Here is a 16,700-nt window from a genome sequence, read left to right as displayed (position 1 = left end):
TACTCAACCAACTGATGTATTTTTAAGGTTTAAATCTGTTTTTATGTTTGACGATTTTTCTTGGTTATTTATTTTTTTAATTGGTGCTGTTTTAGGTGCTGTCATCGCTTGGTTTTTTTCTAAAACTAAGTTTTCTGGTGAGGTCAACTTACTACGTAACAACAAAGAGCAATTAGAAACGCAACTCACAGAGGTGCTACAAGTAGCCAAAGAACGAGATCAACTTAAATTAGAGCAAAATACCTTACAAGGGCAAGTAGCGAGTAAGGTGGAGAACCTACAGGAACTAACTAAACGCTACGAATCGCTCAATGAAGATTTCAAGGAAGTAGCTCGCGAAAAGGAACATTTGAATGTGTTGCTCGCAGAGCAACGTACCGCTTTCGCGAAAGCGGAAGAAAAACATGCTGAGGCACAACTAGAAATTGAGAAGCTCAATGAAAAGTTCACTAAAGAATTTGAGAATCTAGCTAACAAAATTTTAGAAGAGAAAAGCACCAAGTTTGCCAGTCAAAACAAGGAAAGTATTGAACAAATATTAAATCCGCTACAGGAGAAAATCAAGAGTTTTGAAAAAAAGGTGGAAGACACTCATAAGGACACGATCGACCGTCAAAGTGCCTTGAGACAGCAAATTATAGGTTTAAAGGAGCTCAATGAAAAAATGAGCACCGAGGCAAATAACCTAACCAAAGCGCTTAAAGGTGATGCCAAAATGCGAGGGAATTGGGGTGAACTTGTTTTAGAACGTGTGCTGGAAAAGTCTGGACTAGAAAAAGGCATGGAATATGAAGTGCAGCAAAGCTTCAAAACAGAAGATGGTAAGACTGTTTTTCCTGATGTTATTGTGAGTTTACCTGGTGGCAAAAAGATGATTATAGATAGTAAAGTCTCTCTTAATGCCTATGAACGCTATGTAAATGAAGAAGACGATCAATTACAAGAACGTTATCTTAAAGAACACATTAACGCGCTTAAGAAACACGTAAGTGATTTATCGGGCAAGAACTATCACGATCTATATAGAATAGAAAGTCCAGATTTTGTATTGTTATTTGTGCCTATAGAACCTGCCTTTGCCATGGCGCTTAATACAGATAGCAGTTTGTACAGCGATGCTTTTGAAAAGAATATTGTAATTGTGACACCTACTACCCTACTAGCTACCTTACGTACTATTGACACAATGTGGCAAAACGAAAAGCAACAACGCAATGCACTAGATATTGCCAATGCTGCCGGCGCACTTTATGATAAGTTTGTAGGTCTTACAGAAGATCTAATCAAAGTAGGAACTCAACTAGATACTGTTAAAAAAACATATTCTTCTAGTATGAACAAGCTTACAGAAGGTTCTGGTAATCTAGTAGGTCGTGTTGAAAAACTTAGAAAATTAGGAGCCAAAGCTAATAAACACCTCAACGAGAAGCTGGTAGAAAGGGCTGTTGACAGTGATCCTGATATTTTAGGAATTGAGTCTAATGATTAGATCAATAGCTAATTCTTATATAATAATTACATAAAAATGTAATATTTCTATTTATTACACTATAATGTAATATATTTGAAGTATTACTTAAACATGTAATGGTATGAATGCTATTATTGCAGGAGACATCATATCTTCTCAACAAATGGAAGCTGGCTTTTTTTTAAATGAGCTCGATAAAGTACTTAACCAACTTCAAGAAGTTGATTTATTTCACATTTATAGAGGAGACAGTTTTCAGCTACTTATAAAAGAAACCTCAACGGCGTTACTAGTTTGTCTAAAAATAAAAACAGCTCTTAAACGTAAAGGAATAGCTGCACGCATGGCTATAGGATTAGGTGATGTAGAATTAATACAAAACAACATTGCCATATCAACAGGTAGTGCATTTACAAGATCTGGTGCTTTACTAGATTCTCTCAAAGAATTAAAACAAAATATAATGGTAAGTAGTAGTAATACTCACTACGACACCTATATGAACACGTCGTTACAACTAGCCCTTACCTTTATGGATAGTTGGACAAATAATGGCGCCGAAGTTCTTTTTGAGGTTTTAAATCATCCCGATCAAACTCAGCAACAAATAGGTGAACGACTAGGAATAAAACAATCTACTGCCAGCCGTAGATTAGATAGAGTACAATTAAAAGAGGTACAGGCACTATTGGAGTTATTTGAAAAGTATTATTTTAAGGACATCAATCATGGAACTACTATTTAAATTACTGCTCGCTCATTTATTAGGAGATTTTGTCCTGCAATCCGATAGCTTTACTAAGAAGAAGGAAAAAGACGGATTATCATCCTATCACTTATACCTACATGCTTTGATACACGGCTTACTAAGTCTTGTACTTATATGGGATCTAGAACTGTGGTACATAGCAGTAATTATAACCGCTACTCACTTACTTATAGATGCGCTCAAAATTAAATTGACAAGAAAGAAAAACAAACGCTGGATGTTTACCGCAGATCAAGTGGCACATCTTATCGTTATACTAATACTCGTCAATTTGCATTTAGGAAAAAACGAGATCGTTCCAGATAGTTTTCCAGCTTATACCATACCTTTAATTACTTGTGTAGTACTACTTACATCGCCAGTAGCCATTATGCTCAAAGTGTTTTTCACACGATGGAAATTAACCGAAAAAGATACTGGCATCTATGGGCTCAAAAATGCAGGTCGCTGGATAGGAATTATTGAGCGATTACTCATTTTTGTTTTTGTAATCACCGATAACTTTAGCGCCGTCGGTTTATTACTCACTGCAAAATCGGTTTTTAGATTTGGTGATTTAAGCAAGGCAAAAAATATGAAGCTCACCGAGTATGTCTTAATAGGAACATTGCTTAGTTTTGGTATCGCCATTTTAACTGGCCTATTCTTTAAAAATTATATCGCATGAAACGTATTTTAGGAGTAATTCTAGCCACCATTTTAATTATGGCCGTTCTATGGTACACCTTTTTGTACTATGCCACCTATTCCGACGGATACCGTACCGGTGAATTAATTAAATTCTCCAGTAAAGGTGTTATGGTTAAAACTTGGGAAGGTGAAATTTCTCAAGGTATAAGCGGTGCTCAAATATTTTCATTTTCAGTGATGGATCATGAAAAAGAGGTCATTGAGAAATTAAAAGAGTATCAAGGTCAATACGTAAAATTAAAATACGAAGAAAAATTTGGCACTTTCTTTTTTTGGGGTGATACAAAGTATTTCATTACTGAGGTCAGTAAAGAACAAAGCCCTCATTTTAATCGCGAGTAACTTGTGATGGATTACGCTTTCGCGAAAGCGTAATAACGATCAAACACTTTAAAATAAACATGCCATGAGTTCATCAACATTTAAATCACCAGAGCAGTCCCGAGTAATGTTATCCATTCTCATGCTGCCGTCAAATGCTAATTTTTCTGGAAAAATTCACGGTGGTTATGTGTTATCATTAATTGATCAAATTGCATTTGCCTGCGCATCAAAACACAGTGGTCATTACTGTGTTACAGCAAGTGTTGATGTAGTGGATTTTAAAGCTCCAATAGAGGTAGGTGAAATGTTGACTCTTAGAGCATCAGTCAACTATGTAGGAAGATCCTCGATGGTAGTAGGTATACGAGTAGATTCTGAAAACATTCAGACTGGTGAGTCAAAACACTGTAATTCTTCATTTTTAACCATGGTTGCCAAAGATGAAAATGGAAATACCGTGACAGTACCAGGACTTAAAATTACTAACGAGACTCACGTAAGAAGGTTTGCTCGTGCTATAAAGAGAAAACAAATTAAAATCAAAAGTGCCAAAGAAATCGCCGAGGCAAATTTCTCTGACACTAAATACCTAGAAGAGTTTAAAAACTATAATGTTCAGGTAAAATTGTAACGTTTTAGGCAACCACCATCTTCTCTTCCGACTCAAAAACATAACTCTGTAATTTTTGCAGAGTGTTTCTCTTATATTCCGTATTAATCAATAAGGAAATATTGTTATTGCTACCACCATAAGCGATCATGCGCACTGTAACGTCTTGAAGGATATTAAATAATTGTGGTGTATCCTGATGGTAGATTATATTATTTCCTACTAAACATACAATACTCATTCCTGCATCAACCTCTACGCTCGCTATTTGTTCAAGTTCATTAAAAATAGCATCTATATGAGTTGCATCATCTATGGTTAACGATACAGCAATTTCTGAAGTAGTGACCATGTCAATAGGAGTTTGGAATTTCTCAAACACTTCAAATACCTTTTTAAGAAATCCATGGGCTTGCAACATGCGCGCCGATTTTATTTTAATAGCATAGATACCATCCTTTGCGGCTATAGCCTTGATCCCTTCACCATGTACTTGTTGAGTAATTAATGTCCCATAGGCATCTGGTACCATCGTGTTTTTTAATCTTACAGGAATATTCAAATCTCTAACCGGCATGACGGTTTGTGGATGCAGAATTTTTGCTCCAAAGTAAGCCAACTCAGCCGCCTCATCAAAAGATATCTTTTGTATAGCGGTTGTATTTTCAACGTACCGTGGATCATTATTATGAAACCCATCAATATCAGTCCAAATTTGGACCTCTTCTGCTTGGATTGCTGCTCCTATTATAGATGCGGTATAATCACTACCACCGCGTTGTAAATTAGATATTTGACCTTGAACATCTAGGCAAATAAAACCTTGAGTGATATAAATGTCAGCTTGTTGATTATCATCAATAATCCTGTTCAAATTTTGTTGAATGTAAAAAGAGTCAGGCTCATGTTGTTGATCCACACGCATAAAATCAAGTGCTGGTAATAAAACAGCATTAATACCTTCTTGAATTAAGAATCGGCTGAATATAAATGTAGAAAGTAATTCACCTTGCGCAACTATCGTATTATGAACTAGCTCGTTATACTTGCTTTTCGTTTGCTCTATGAGCGTTTCATAAACAGACAGCACATACTTGCTTACTTCTTCTTTCAATTGTTTATTTTGAAGCAAATCCTCTATCACTTGAGCATATTTGACAAGTAGTTCTTCAATTAATTCTAGCGCATTATCTCGATCACCTGCATTGAGTTGTTCCGATATTTCAACTAGGGCATTAGTCGTTCCAGACATGGCCGATAGTACTACTATCTTTTGTGTGCCATCGTTAATGATAGATCTCACATTGTTCATATTTTCAATAGAGCCTACTGATGTACCACCAAACTTTAATACCAACATTTCAATAAATTTTTGGCAAACTTACGTCTGACTTGCAATTTGAGTAAATTATTACTGATATTTGAATAAAATTATACAACTTGTTATATAATTAACAAAATGAAAACTGTATCAGAATGTGTTGAGGAGATATTACTCACACAACCCTTTTTAGAAGAAGCACTTGCCAGACGTATAATCAACTTTTCAGCACTTGCTGAAGAGCTACGAGAACCTATAAGCGATATGCTGAGGAAACCTATCAAGACAGGAGCAGTAATGATGGCATTAAGACGTTATAATCCACCCAACAATTTAAGACACTCTAATAAATTAAAAACGGTTCTAAAAAATCTAGGTGATATAACAGTGCGCTCAAATCTGGTTGACTATACGTTTCAGAACTCGAGTACCTTGATGATAAGCCATAGTAAGATGATATCATCCATAGAGACGAATGTATTTTATGGCTTTTCCAGAGGTACACATGAGAGTAATCTCGTGATTTCTGCCAGTCAAAAACAAAAAATTGAAAAGCATTTTACTAGTGAACATCTTATTGGACTTCAAGAAAATTTATGCGCGATAAGTATCGGATTACCTGAAATTAATACTAAAATCCCAGGTCTATACTACCAAATATTTAAGAGGTTTGCTTGGGAAGGTATTTCGTTATACGAGGTAATCTCTACTACAAATGAGTTCAGTGTACTTGTTGAAGATCACATGGTTGAGAAAGCTTTTTCTGCAATAAAAAAATTAAGCTATAAGTCATAAATTGAAATACAAACAATTTATGCTATAGCTTTTACCATGTGAAATAGCCAGTTTTAGACTATTTCTTTCATGTGGTTGATTCGCTTTCGCGAAAGCGTGAATAGTCACTTACTTTCTAAAAAACTCGTACCAAGTTAAATCCAAAATAAAATCTACCTTCGGTCCAATCGCCTGTTCCACCGCTCAAAAAGTTGTTGGTCAACATAGGCTGGGCATTTGTGAAATGCATTTGAAAAACGTGTCCACCTGTTTCCAAATCAACTCCTATACTTAATGGATTAACAAAATTATTCTCACTAGCACGGTTCAAATGATAGCCATAATCGGCATTTATACTCCATCTATTAGACAACTTATACCTAGCTCCTACTCCAAGCGCATATTGAGTGTTATCTTGTTCATCAACCGGAACAAAGCCTTGATGAAAAAGAGTCGGGCTAATTTGTGCACTAAAACGATCAGAGAATTTACGGGCTGCGATAAATTGTAACGTAGCACCGGTGCGGTCCATAAATTCAATACCTGGATAAAGTTCTTCATTTACGGCGCTGTAAAAATCTGCTGCTGTAAATAAAGAAATAGTGAAGGGAAATCCCTGCTTTTCTTGTGATTTAAGTTTGAATTTACCAGCTAGTTGGTATGTTTTATTGAATCCGCTGCGGCTTGCTTCTAGATGCATCCAGTCGGTTACTCCATACACAAATTGAAATCTGGTCACGGCGTTGTCAAGTCCAAAAAGATCGTCTATTCCGTTTTCTACACTACCAAATCTGTGAGATATTATAACTTGAAACTCATTTTTTGCAACCAATTTGGTGGTCTCAAAATTTACCACTTTAAGAGATTTCCAAGTACTGGTAACTTGGTTATCATCTTCAATGTCGAGTCCATCTAATAGATCGTCTTGACCGGTAACAAAAAAAGGTAGTAGTAATAAAAGTAGAAATTTGTTCATTCTATAAAGAGGTGTTTGTAATACTTACAATACGGATTAGGTGCTATTAATATTTAACAAATTTTGCAACAGACACTGCATCTTCTACCATTACACGAGTGATGTATATACCACTAGACAAATGAGTTACATCTAATTCATTTTGATCCTGAATTTTTGATTCTAGAACAAGGTTACCTTGCATGTTATAAACTTGTATTTGAGCAGCACTTGCGTTTTCTAGGGCTATGCTTACTTTATCCATTACTTGAGTAGGATATAAAGTAAAGTCTGATAATTTACTATCAATGGTGGTAAGAACAGCGTTTGAGGATCCTGTAATTACTTGATCACCACTGTTACCACTAGCACCGTTTGCTTGTAAGGCTGCATAATAAAAAGTTACCGCTCCTACATCGCTTGCTGGCGCTGTCCAATTGAAGCTCCAGTTGTTTTGACTAGATCCTGCTGCTGTGTGAGTCAATCCTGATCCACCTGATCTCAATTGACTACCTGTTCCTGTTGTCCAAGTTCCAATTTTGTTCCCGCTATCATCTTCTGCTGTAATGTTAAAACCAAATTTTGAAACTGATGATCCTGTTATGGCTAGATTTAAATTATAGGCCTGATTTGCGTTATATGTAGCTGGTACACCACTTAATGCTGCACTTCCACCATGATTTGCTCCTGGCGCGTGACATGCGGTACAATTTTGATTGTTATCTCCTGGCGAACCAGAAAAATTACCAGTTTGCCCACCAGTAAAACCTACTAGTACTAACAGTGCAACCGGTATTGCTGTTAAAATCGAATAAAAAGAGTAATTATTTTTCATCATCATTTGAGTTTTGTGGGTTAAGAATGTATGCTTGATCTATTTTTACTTCTCCTAAAAGATCATCGTAACCTATGCATCGACCTTTTACTGTATAAGTGTGATTAAGAGGAAATTTAGTTGGGTTTGCGAGTTGAATAAAAACATTAAAATCTAATGTCATTTCTTGCGCCGCTTTATCTGTTGCTACACCAGTAACCTCTATAACTTGATCCAGAATTAATTTATCGTTTTCTTGGTCATCATCAGTGAGCATCAAAATTAAATCTTGAGAATTTAATTTTATGGTAGCACTTTCATTCTTTATGTCCTTATGATCCTGATAAACATAATTGTAACTGAGGACTCCAAGAAGGACAAGCAGAATAAGAAATATGTATAAGTATTTTCTATTCAATTTGATGAACTATAAACAAGTTAACTTTAATGATTATCAATATTATAAAAAATTCTTGTCATTTTAATATATACTTATATTTATACTGAATTCAATATATTTTAATGAGACTTTTTCTTACTTTTTTGTTTATTTCCCTATTTATATCATCTTGTAGTGAAACAAGTCCAGATGATTTTGAAGAAATACAAAATGATCCACAACCACAGGTTGTAACTTATGATGGCTCCATAAAGGAAATCATGCAAAACTCTTGTGTGAATTGTCATCAAAATGCTGCTCCTAGTGGTGGATTAAGACTGGAAACTTATGACCAAGTACGTAACAGTACCGAAAACGGTACTCTTATAGATAGGATAACCAGACAACCTGGCGATCCATTATTAATGCCACAAGGAACAAATGGTTTACCTCAATCTTCTATAGATCTTGTCTTAAGATGGCGAGATGGTGGATTCATAGAAAATTAATTCATCATGAAAAATCTCACGCTTTTAATAACGGTAACTTTATTTCTACTAGTAAATCTTCAAAGAGAACGGTTTTTAACTAGAACAGGACAAGTTCAATTTAATGCCAGCGTTCCTAGCTTTGAGCCTGTCGAGGCTATAAACAATAATGCCACCATTGTACTCGATGTTAAATCTGGAGAACTAGCCGCTCTTGTACTACTTAGAGGTTTTAAATTTCCCATTGCTCTTATGGAAGAGCACTTTAATGAGAATTATGTAGAAAGTGATACCTATCCTAAAGCTGTTTTAAAAGGGACTTTGGCAGAGTTCTCCTCTACTGCACTTGATGATGCGCTATTGCATGAATATACTTTTAAAGGCACCATAGAATTACACGGAAAAAAAGAACTATTGGAGTTTCCAGTTAATTTAACCCAAAGCGGCGAGCAAGTAAAGCTAACAGCTAACTTCACCTTGTTACCAGAGCGATTTAATATTGAAATCCCTTCTATTGTTAGTAATAAAATCGCTGATGAAATTAATGTATCTGTAAACGCGGTTTTAGAAAAAAGATAAGCTTTATTTTACCTTCTTTGCATTAAGTTCTTCCATAAAGAAATCGTCATTTGGGACATCAAATGAAATACCGATCACGTTATTATAAGCATCGGTTTCAAAATTCACAGTTCCAAAACTGAACCAGACCTGTGGATGATCCCACTTCATTTCAAAAGCATTGTAATTGAAATGAGACAAGGTACTTGATAGTAAAGGGCTGTGTTCCCAGATCAATTGTAGCTCACCGTTTTTCTCCTTTACGTAAAAATTACCATAAGCCGGAGTATGATAAGTTCCAATCAACTCTTCTTTAGTAACAGTAGGCGTTGTGTTTTTAACACGAGCGGCCTTTCTATCTGCAATTCTTGTATCACTAGCTTTCCACTTATTATAGCCATTAAGCATTTCTTTACTCCAATCCTTCATCGGCCTGTTTAAAAACCTATCAAAAACATAATAAGCAATAGCATTAGTTGGAGCTTTTACTCCGTTTGTTAAAACCACAACGCCCAGTTTTTCATCAGGTAACATTTGAACTGTAGATATCATACCATCGTATCCACCACCATGGCCTACTTGAAAATGCTCTTGATAATTTGTGATAAACCAACCTAAACCGTAACCGTTAAAAGCCTGACCTCTATCATTGCGATTTACTTGATTCACCTCAAATGAGTTTTGTAAACTCCACATTTTATTCCGATTGTTTTTATTAAATAAGGTATCGGTTTTATAAACCCCATGATTCATGTTAAATATCATCCATTTACCCATATCGTGAACACTAGAAATCAAACCACCTGTAGATCTTACATTATCCCAGGCAACGTGATCGATTTTATAATTGGTATCACCAGATCTACCATGAGGTGTCGCTACATTGCTATTAGAACCATAATCATTTACACTTACTACAGTGTCATCCATTTCTAAAGGTTTTAAAAAACGCTCAGTAACATTATCTTTAAAAGACTTACCCGTTACTTTTTCTATCACTGCGCCAGCTGTGATAAACATCAAATTAGAGTATCCATATCCATCCCTAAATTCATATGCTTGTGGTACAAATTTGATTCTCTTTACTATTTCTTCGGTAGATAATTCGCTTTTATACCAAATAGCGTCGCCTGAAAAAGTACCTAATCCCACATTATGACTCAGTAAATCTTTAATGGTTACCATACGACTAATGGTAGGGTCATACACTTCAAAGTAAGGTAAGTAAGATTGAACTTTATCATTCCAATCTAATTTTCCTTCCTCAACTAACTGAGCAATAATAGCTGCTGTAAAGGCCTTGGTATTACTGGCAATGGCATATAAGGTGTGCTCATCGGGCTGCTGTTTCTTCCCTATTTCCATAACACCGTATCCCTTTTCAAATACAATTTCTCCATCTTTTACAATAGCTACGCTCAAACCAGGTATATCCCATTCCTTCTGAGTGCTAGTGATATACTTATCTATTTCTTTGAGATCTACATTTTGGGCTGTAAATAATTGAGCGGTGAACAAAAAGGCTATTAATATTCTCATGATCTGTATTTAAAAATGGTAAGATAATATTTGTTACGCTTTCGCGAAAGCGTAATCTCACCAACATCTTTCAATCCACCGATCTATTGACTCCTTAAGTTTTATAAGATTTTAGTAAAGACTTTTCTTATACCAAGGTTGTGGATAAATGATTACCTTCACCCTAGATACTGGCATAACCAAGACTTCCTTTTATGAGCAACGACCGACTTAATGACCTTATTTACAAGCTGCAATATCTAGAGCGGAAACAAGAAGAGTATGCACGCAACATGAAGCAGTTACGTGAGGAAATTCAAGCTTTTAAGAAGGACAGCTTGGTACAGGAATCTCAGGATCAACCAGTAAAACAACAACCTAAACCTGTATCAGAATTAATTGAAACCGTTGAGAAAAAACAAACCTCAACCGAACAGCCAATAAAAAAGTTTGACAAGCTAGATCCACAGGTTAAGGATAGGTTTAATGATGTGAGTAAAAAAACCTCAACAAATAGCCTAGAAAAATTTGTAGGAGAAAATTTGCTCAATAAAATCGGTATTTTAATCACAATTATAGGTGTAATAATTGGGGTGAAGTATTCAATTGAAAATAACCTGATAAGCCCACTTACAAGAATTATTCTAGGTTATATCACTGGTATCTCGTTACTGGGAATCGGAATTAAGTTAAAGAAGAAATACGAACCATACAGTGCGGTGCTAGTAAGCGGTGCGATGTGTGTGATGTATTTTGTCACCTTTTCAGGGTATAGCTTCTACCATTTATATTCCCAATCGGTCGCCTTTATTTTGATGGCCTTGTTTACCCTATTCACTGTAATTACAGCACTTAAATACGACCGCTCTATTATCGCGCATTTAGGACTAATAGGCGCCTATGCCGTACCTTTTTTTTTAAGTGATGGTTCTGGTAGGATGGCGATACTGTTTAGCTATATTTCTCTTATTAATTTTGGAATTCTTGCCATTGCCTTTAAAAAGGAATGGAAATCACTTTACTTTGTCGCCTTTGGCGCTACGTGGCTCATTTTTATAACTTGGTCAATAACCAGCTATAACGTAAACGATGACCTAGGTAAAGCTCTGTTCTTTTCTAGTCTTATTTTTCTCACCTTTTATACGATGTTCATCGTTTACAAACTGGTACAAAAAGAAGTGTATACGGTAATCGATATTGTCATGCTACTGGCGAATTCGTTATTGTTTTTTGCGACCGGTTATTTACTCCTAGAGTCCCATTCAAGTACGAGAGATTTTACTGGATTATTCACACTATTAAATGCTGTAATTCACTTTATAGTTGCTGTTATAATCCATAAGAAGCAATTAGCTTCAAACAATCTATTTTATTTGGTAGCTGCCCTAGTGTTAAGTTTTATTACCCTTGCGATTCCTGTTCAGCTAGATGGTGAATGGGTAACTGTATCGTGGACAGTTCTCGCTGCTGTTCTTTTTGCAATAGGGCGAATTAAAAATATTGCTCCCTATGAAAAAATAGCTTACGCGATTATTATTCTAGCTACCTTGAGTTTAATTGAAGACTGGGATCAACTTGACCGTGAGATTTATGATTCAAATTTGAAAGCGTTGTGGCATACTACCTTTTTTTCAGGGTTGTTTTATATAATAGGATTAGGTAGCATCAATTATCTCTATTTTAATAAAAAGCGAGCGATTCCAGAATTCACGATTAATGGATTCTTTCACGTAATGCATTATGTTTTACCATCACTATTAATAATGATGTCTTATGTGATTTTTAAAGTTGAAATTGATATTTACTGGGAACATGCACGTAACATATCAACCAAAACGCTCACTGCCTTGTATGGTGGTACACGCCATGATAGAAATGTAACTTTACTACATGACACTTGGCTTTTGTTTTATTCGTTTGGATTTGTGGCTTTACTAGCTGGAATTAATTTAAAATGGATTAAAAACAAAATACTTGGCCAAGTCAATTGTGGGTTTATAGGATTTTCTATTCTTGTGCTCCTGATAGCAGCATTGTGGAACTTCAGTGAGCTTAGGGATTCCTATTTAGATGGAGTTAAGGATGGTTATACCAGTATTTCTTTATGGCAGGTCAATTTGAGATATCTAGGAATCACTACAGCTGTATTACTGCATTACCTTATAAGATTACATTATAAGGAAAACTATCTAGGAAAAGCTTTTGCTAAGCCTATAGTTTTGTTTGTACACACTACTATTCTATGGATTTTGAGCAGTGAATTATTGCACTGGATGGATTTTGCTGGAGTAAGCAATAACTACAAGTTGGGTTTAAGTATTCTGTGGGCTGTATATTCATTAGGTTTAGTAATTCTAGGAATTTGGAAACGCAAACAATACATTAGAATCACTGCCATAACCTTATTTGGACTTACACTGGTAAAATTGTTTTTCTACGACCTCACCTATTTGAACACCATTTCTAAAACTATAGTATTTATAAGTATAGGAGCTTTGATGCTTATTGCATCCTTCTTGTACAATAAATTCAATAAACAAATCGCAGATGAATCAGAAGAATAAACTGGCATTTCTCTTTCTTTTTATAGCCTCATTGACTTTTGCCCAACTCCATACTTATGAGTATAAGCGCAGTATAGAGCGACCGACAGATAGTTGGCACAAAATAAATATAAAGCCAGAAATGTATAAGCATCTCAATCAACGATTGTCTGATATGCGTATTTATGGAGTTTCTAAAACAGATACAACGCAGGTTCCATTTTTAATGCATTCAAGCGCTAGTAAAAAAGTAAATAGAGATCTAGCTTTTGAACTTATCAATCAAACCAAAAATGAAGATGGTATCTTCTTTACTTTTAAATTGGAGGACGCACAAATTATAAATAAAATACATCTAGATTTTATTGAGACAAACTTTGATTGGAAGATTCAACTAGATGCTAGCAATGACCAAAAAGAATGGTATACTTTACTAGACGATTATAGAATTACTAGTATTAAAAATAAACAGGTTACTTATCAATATAGTCAATTGCATTTTGAACCTAGTGAATATCAATACTACCGAGTGCTAGTTAAAAACATAGATAAAGCAGAGCTAGACCGAGCGAGATTAAGACGTTTTGAAGTAGAAAAAGGAGAGAACATCTCATACCCATCAACAATTACAAAAAAGGAAACAACAAATTCAAATGAAAGTCTAGTATTTACTCAAATGGATGATACTGCGCGTATAAGTAGAGTTCTTATTAACATTAAATCAAATTTCGATTACTACCGTCCATTTAAGCTAGAATATTTAGCTGATAGTGTAAAATTAGATGATGGTTATCGCTATCAGTATGCCACCTTAATCACAGGTGTTTTAGATTCTAGTAGCGATAATACCTATACCTTTCCAGCAACCACTTGTAAAAAGATGCGATTAAACATTTATAACGGCAACAATGAACCTTTATACGTAGACTCTTTTAACGTATCAGGATTTAGAGATTATTTGTTAGCTCGATTTACAAAGGAAGCCGATTTTTTTCTCGCATATGGTAAAGAAAACGATCAACTACCTAGCTATGATATTGAAAAATTTAAAGACAACATCCCTGAAGAACTCACCTCATTATCCTTAGGAGAAGAGATTTTAATCATTCCCAATCAACCAATGGTAGAAGAAAAAGGTTTGTTTGAAAACAAATTGTGGCTGTGGATTTTTATGATTTTGGCAGTCGCTATTATGGGAGGATTTACATTGAAAATGTTGAGGAGTGAGAGTTGAGTTTCTAAGTTAATATGTCTAACTATTGTACACCCTAGAAATCTTAAATTAACCAAATGAAATACGACGACACATCTTGGCATTACGATGGTGATTTTCCTCAACACCTGTCTAAAAAAAATGCTGCTACTCACATAGGGATGTTTTTGAAATGGATTATTGAAAATGACTTCATCAGCGAATATTATAAAATCAAATATGATGAGGAAATTGCTCTTGTAAATCAAAACAAAATTACTGGAGCACAATTCTTAATTCAATACTGTGATGAAAAACTTACAGCTGACGAGATAAACAACTACATTAAACCTTTTGTTGATTTTTACTATGAGGAAAAATACCTAGAAGATTACTGCATTCATTTAGCGAACGCTATTGATAAAGATGACTCTATTTATACCGTAAAAGATACTACCAAAAACTACAACACTATTAAAAAAGCCGTAAGTGATAGATACCAGCAATGGCAACTGAATCAGTAGTAATATTCTATATATTACTACTGATTTTAGATCTTATATATTTACTTATAGCAAAATGCTCTTCTACGAAAAAATAACCGCCAGCTTTCATCTCATTATCATATAACTCAAGCAATTCGTTTAAGTTTTTATTATTATTTAAGTAAGCTGCTAACAGACCTACTGTACACCTTTGAAACTGTTTTGAAGTATGCCTAGTCATTGCCAAAGGATTACTATTGAAAGCTTTGTCAACTTCCCCAATACTTGAATAACCTTCAAAATATGGTAGGATATCTGAATCCATCCATCTAACAAACTTAAATGCAACTTTATCGATTAAATGTTCATTTGTAACCTCCAGTTCCCAAAAGGGCTTTATTTTCATTACATCATCATCTTGCTCGATTATTAAACGCAATGTATTACCCATTGTCATTTCCAGCTTGCTACCAGTTATTTCGAAATATAAGTCGTTTAGTTTCAAACTCGTAATACTGACTGTAATTTCTAAAATTTTACTACTAGACCTTGAGATAAAACCAAAATCTATTTGGTGCAAAAAGTCACCTTGTTTTCTATTGGCTTTACAACTTGATTTATAAATTTTAAAATCATTTTGTTGAATTATATCCTCAACCTTACTAAAAAATAAATTTTCTACTTCTTTTAATTTCATTTCATTACGGCAGGATATAATTGGTCATAAAGTATGTTGAAATCTCTTTCTATTTTATTTGTAGTGTAAGCTTCCCCTAATTAGAACTGTTAGTTATTCCAAAAATATACTTTTTTTGCGTTTCAAAGGTTGTTGGCTTTTCTTGATTTTGTATTTGTAAAGCCAACGGCATTTGAAATGAGCTAGCAGCAGCGTCGCTAATTTTGCTGGCCTACTTTACTGATAATACTTACCACGTCGGGCGCGTCTGCGACGCGTTCGTTTTAAGCTGAGCATTTGCAATGCGACTTCATGAAATTAAATTAAACCCTAAATATTCTGTACTTTTAAACGATGTCAGAAAAGTACAAGGTCAGAGATCAAGACGATAATTATTTTATAACGCTAACTGTGGTTCAATGGATCGATTTATTTACACGAGATCGCTATATCCATATTTTTGAAGATGCACTGAATTACTGTATTAAGGAAAAAGATCTTTTGGTGTTTGCTTATGTGATCATGCCCAGTCATATCCATATGATCGTAGGGACTAAAAACAAACCCATCAACGACATTATAAGGGATTTAAAAAAGTATACCTCAAAGTCATTTATCGAGGCTATAAAAGAGCCTGGAGAAAGTAGAACAGAATGGTTGCTTAGTACTTTTTCTTTCTTTGCTAAAAAGTCAAAACGGCATACTCATTACAAAGTATGGAAAGACGGTTTTCATCCTAAAATAATGGATTGCAATAGAAAAATAGAAGCAACTTTTAATTACATACATTATAATCCTGTTGCAGCTGGATATGTAAGAAATGAACACGAGTGGATTCATAGCAGTGCAAGTGCTTATATTGATGGTGGACAATGTCCAGTTGAAATTACTAAATGGTTTGAATGAAATTGCATTGCCAATACAAAAGTTTAAAGGCACGCGTTACAAACGCGCGCCACGAGGAGAACTCACCTCATTATCCTTAGGAGAAGAAATTTTAATCATTCCCAATCAACCAATGGTAGAAGAAAAAGGCTTATTTGAAAACAAATTATGGTTGTGGATTCTCATGACTTTGGCAATCGTTATTATGGGAGGATTTACATTGAAAATGTTGAGAAGTGAGCGTTGAT

General features: G+C 34.9%; 19 protein-coding genes. 13 read left to right on the top strand and 6 right to left on the bottom strand.

Features of this window, described 5'->3' with window-relative positions; translation table 11 throughout:
• Positions 1 to 43 precede the first annotated feature (43 nt).
• The 5 genes from BST93_RS07450 to BST93_RS07430 all read left to right on the top strand — a co-directional run bounded on the left by BST93_RS07450 (position 44) and on the right by BST93_RS07430 (position 3,885).
• The gene (locus BST93_RS07450; protein ID WP_105018944.1) at positions 44 to 1,489 is read left to right on the top strand and encodes a DNA recombination protein RmuC; all 1,446 of its coding nucleotides are present in this window, start codon (positions 44 to 46) and stop codon (positions 1,487 to 1,489) included.
• A gap of 103 nt (positions 1,490 to 1,592) precedes the next feature.
• A complete protein-coding gene (locus tag BST93_RS07445) occupies positions 1,593 to 2,216 on the top strand; it encodes a SatD family protein (RefSeq protein ID WP_105018664.1) in 624 nt (207 codons plus the stop codon).
• A complete protein-coding gene (locus tag BST93_RS07440) occupies positions 2,200 to 2,907 on the top strand; it encodes a DUF3307 domain-containing protein (protein ID WP_105018663.1) in 708 nt (235 codons plus the stop codon). The genes BST93_RS07445 and BST93_RS07440 overlap by 17 nt, the downstream gene beginning before the upstream one ends.
• On the top strand, positions 2,904 to 3,272 hold the full coding sequence (locus tag BST93_RS07435; protein ID WP_105018662.1) for a DUF8785 domain-containing protein: 369 nt from the start codon (positions 2,904 to 2,906) through the stop codon (positions 3,270 to 3,272). The genes BST93_RS07440 and BST93_RS07435 overlap by 4 nt, the downstream gene beginning before the upstream one ends.
• Positions 3,273 to 3,336: 64 nt before the next feature.
• A complete protein-coding gene (locus BST93_RS07430) occupies positions 3,337 to 3,885 on the top strand; it encodes an acyl-CoA thioesterase (RefSeq protein WP_060522872.1) in 549 nt (182 codons plus the stop codon).
• Between the two features lie 4 nt (positions 3,886 to 3,889).
• Here BST93_RS07430 and BST93_RS07425 read toward each other — a convergent pair whose 3' ends face one another.
• Positions 3,890 to 5,224 carry an aspartate kinase gene (locus tag BST93_RS07425; protein WP_105018661.1) on the bottom strand — a complete coding sequence of 445 codons (1,335 nt, stop codon included), beginning with the start codon at positions 5,222 to 5,224 and terminating at the stop codon, positions 3,890 to 3,892.
• A 99-nt stretch (positions 5,225 to 5,323) separates the two neighbouring features.
• Between BST93_RS07425 and BST93_RS07420 the strand changes: the two genes are divergently transcribed.
• Entirely contained in the window at positions 5,324 to 5,980 is a 657-nt protein-coding gene (locus BST93_RS07420) for a hypothetical protein (RefSeq protein WP_042278181.1), read from the top strand.
• 115 nt (positions 5,981 to 6,095) lie between these two features.
• On the opposite strand, the gene BST93_RS07415 is transcribed toward BST93_RS07420, so the two are convergent.
• Genes BST93_RS07415 through BST93_RS07405 form a run of 3 tightly spaced genes read right to left on the bottom strand, consistent with a single transcriptional unit; the run spans position 6,096 to position 8,146 of the window.
• The gene (locus BST93_RS07415) at positions 6,096 to 6,935 is read right to left on the bottom strand and encodes a DUF5777 family beta-barrel protein (RefSeq protein WP_042278179.1); all 840 of its coding nucleotides are present in this window, start codon (positions 6,933 to 6,935) and stop codon (positions 6,096 to 6,098) included.
• Between the two features lie 46 nt (positions 6,936 to 6,981).
• Positions 6,982 to 7,749 (bottom strand): choice-of-anchor V domain-containing protein, encoded by a 768-nt coding sequence (locus tag BST93_RS07410; protein ID WP_042278176.1) that lies wholly within the window; start codon positions 7,747 to 7,749, stop codon positions 6,982 to 6,984.
• Positions 7,739 to 8,146 carry an OB-fold protein gene (locus BST93_RS07405; RefSeq protein WP_105018660.1) on the bottom strand — a complete coding sequence of 136 codons (408 nt, stop codon included), beginning with the start codon at positions 8,144 to 8,146 and terminating at the stop codon, positions 7,739 to 7,741. The genes BST93_RS07410 and BST93_RS07405 overlap by 11 nt, the downstream gene beginning before the upstream one ends.
• Positions 8,147 to 8,250: 104 nt before the next feature.
• On the opposite strand from BST93_RS07405, the gene BST93_RS07400 reads away from it, so the two are divergent.
• Entirely contained in the window at positions 8,251 to 8,616 is a 366-nt protein-coding gene (locus BST93_RS07400; protein ID WP_105018659.1) for a c-type cytochrome domain-containing protein, read from the top strand.
• A 6-nt stretch (positions 8,617 to 8,622) separates the two neighbouring features.
• The gene (locus BST93_RS07395) at positions 8,623 to 9,174 is read left to right on the top strand and encodes a YceI family protein (protein ID WP_105018658.1); all 552 of its coding nucleotides are present in this window, start codon (positions 8,623 to 8,625) and stop codon (positions 9,172 to 9,174) included.
• A 3-nt stretch (positions 9,175 to 9,177) separates the two neighbouring features.
• On the opposite strand, the gene BST93_RS07390 is transcribed toward BST93_RS07395, so the two are convergent.
• Positions 9,178 to 10,692 carry a serine hydrolase gene (locus BST93_RS07390; protein WP_105018657.1) on the bottom strand — a complete coding sequence of 505 codons (1,515 nt, stop codon included), beginning with the start codon at positions 10,690 to 10,692 and terminating at the stop codon, positions 9,178 to 9,180.
• Between the two features lie 194 nt (positions 10,693 to 10,886).
• Between BST93_RS07390 and BST93_RS07385 the strand changes: the two genes are divergently transcribed.
• Genes BST93_RS07385 through BST93_RS07375 form a run of 3 tightly spaced genes read left to right on the top strand, consistent with a single transcriptional unit; the run spans position 10,887 to position 14,930 of the window.
• Positions 10,887 to 13,235: a DUF2339 domain-containing protein gene (locus BST93_RS07385; protein ID WP_105018656.1), complete on the top strand. Its 2,349-nt coding sequence runs from the start codon at positions 10,887 to 10,889 to the stop codon at positions 13,233 to 13,235.
• Entirely contained in the window at positions 13,219 to 14,448 is a 1,230-nt protein-coding gene (locus BST93_RS07380; protein ID WP_105018655.1) for a DUF3999 domain-containing protein, read from the top strand. The genes BST93_RS07385 and BST93_RS07380 overlap by 17 nt, the downstream gene beginning before the upstream one ends.
• A 56-nt stretch (positions 14,449 to 14,504) precedes the next feature.
• Positions 14,505 to 14,930 carry a DUF7832 domain-containing protein gene (locus BST93_RS07375; protein ID WP_105018654.1) on the top strand — a complete coding sequence of 142 codons (426 nt, stop codon included), beginning with the start codon at positions 14,505 to 14,507 and terminating at the stop codon, positions 14,928 to 14,930.
• A 7-nt stretch (positions 14,931 to 14,937) separates the two neighbouring features.
• Here the strand turns inward: BST93_RS07375 and BST93_RS07370 are convergent, their stop codons facing one another.
• A complete protein-coding gene (locus BST93_RS07370; RefSeq protein WP_105018653.1) occupies positions 14,938 to 15,588 on the bottom strand; it encodes a hypothetical protein in 651 nt (216 codons plus the stop codon).
• Positions 15,589 to 15,921: 333 nt separating this feature from the next.
• On the opposite strand from BST93_RS07370, the gene BST93_RS07365 reads away from it, so the two are divergent.
• Both BST93_RS07365 and BST93_RS07360 read left to right on the top strand, forming a co-directional pair.
• Entirely contained in the window at positions 15,922 to 16,473 is a 552-nt protein-coding gene (locus BST93_RS07365) for an REP-associated tyrosine transposase (RefSeq protein WP_105018652.1), read from the top strand.
• On the top strand, positions 16,466 to 16,699 hold the full coding sequence (locus BST93_RS07360) for a hypothetical protein (RefSeq protein WP_146104992.1): 234 nt from the start codon (positions 16,466 to 16,468) through the stop codon (positions 16,697 to 16,699). The genes BST93_RS07365 and BST93_RS07360 overlap by 8 nt, the downstream gene beginning before the upstream one ends.
• Position 16,700: the final 1 nt, after the last annotated feature.

This window comes from Nonlabens tegetincola (genome assembly GCF_002954355.1).
Lineage (GTDB): Bacteria > Bacteroidota > Bacteroidia > Flavobacteriales > Flavobacteriaceae > Nonlabens > Nonlabens tegetincola.
This window is presented reverse-complemented; position numbering and strand designations above follow the sequence as displayed.

Bases quoted from the DNA above. Each gene is read 5' to 3' on its own strand.
- BST93_RS07450 (WP_105018944.1), top strand. From the start codon at position 44: ATGTTTGACGATTTTTCTTGGTTATTTATTTTTTTAATTGGTGCTGTT.
- BST93_RS07445 (WP_105018664.1), top strand. From the start codon at position 1,593: ATGAATGCTATTATTGCAGGAGACATCATATCTTCTCAACAAATGGAA.
- BST93_RS07440 (WP_105018663.1), top strand. From the start codon at position 2,200: ATGGAACTACTATTTAAATTACTGCTCGCTCATTTATTAGGAGATTTT.
- BST93_RS07435 (WP_105018662.1), top strand. From the start codon at position 2,904: ATGAAACGTATTTTAGGAGTAATTCTAGCCACCATTTTAATTATGGCC.
- BST93_RS07430 (WP_060522872.1), top strand. From the start codon at position 3,337: ATGAGTTCATCAACATTTAAATCACCAGAGCAGTCCCGAGTAATGTTA.
- BST93_RS07425 (WP_105018661.1), bottom strand. From the start codon at position 5,224: ATGTTGGTATTAAAGTTTGGTGGTACATCAGTAGGCTCTATTGAAAAT.
- BST93_RS07420 (WP_042278181.1), top strand. From the start codon at position 5,324: ATGAAAACTGTATCAGAATGTGTTGAGGAGATATTACTCACACAACCC.
- BST93_RS07415 (WP_042278179.1), bottom strand. From the start codon at position 6,935: ATGAACAAATTTCTACTTTTATTACTACTACCTTTTTTTGTTACCGGT.
- BST93_RS07410 (WP_042278176.1), bottom strand. From the start codon at position 7,749: ATGAAAAATAATTACTCTTTTTATTCGATTTTAACAGCAATACCGGTT.
- BST93_RS07400 (WP_105018659.1), top strand. From the start codon at position 8,251: ATGAGACTTTTTCTTACTTTTTTGTTTATTTCCCTATTTATATCATCT.
- BST93_RS07395 (WP_105018658.1), top strand. From the start codon at position 8,623: ATGAAAAATCTCACGCTTTTAATAACGGTAACTTTATTTCTACTAGTA.
- BST93_RS07390 (WP_105018657.1), bottom strand. From the start codon at position 10,692: ATGAGAATATTAATAGCCTTTTTGTTCACCGCTCAATTATTTACAGCC.
- BST93_RS07385 (WP_105018656.1), top strand. From the start codon at position 10,887: ATGAGCAACGACCGACTTAATGACCTTATTTACAAGCTGCAATATCTA.
- BST93_RS07380 (WP_105018655.1), top strand. From the start codon at position 13,219: ATGAATCAGAAGAATAAACTGGCATTTCTCTTTCTTTTTATAGCCTCA.
- BST93_RS07375 (WP_105018654.1), top strand. From the start codon at position 14,505: ATGAAATACGACGACACATCTTGGCATTACGATGGTGATTTTCCTCAA.
- BST93_RS07370 (WP_105018653.1), bottom strand. From the start codon at position 15,588: ATGAAATTAAAAGAAGTAGAAAATTTATTTTTTAGTAAGGTTGAGGAT.
- BST93_RS07365 (WP_105018652.1), top strand. From the start codon at position 15,922: ATGTCAGAAAAGTACAAGGTCAGAGATCAAGACGATAATTATTTTATA.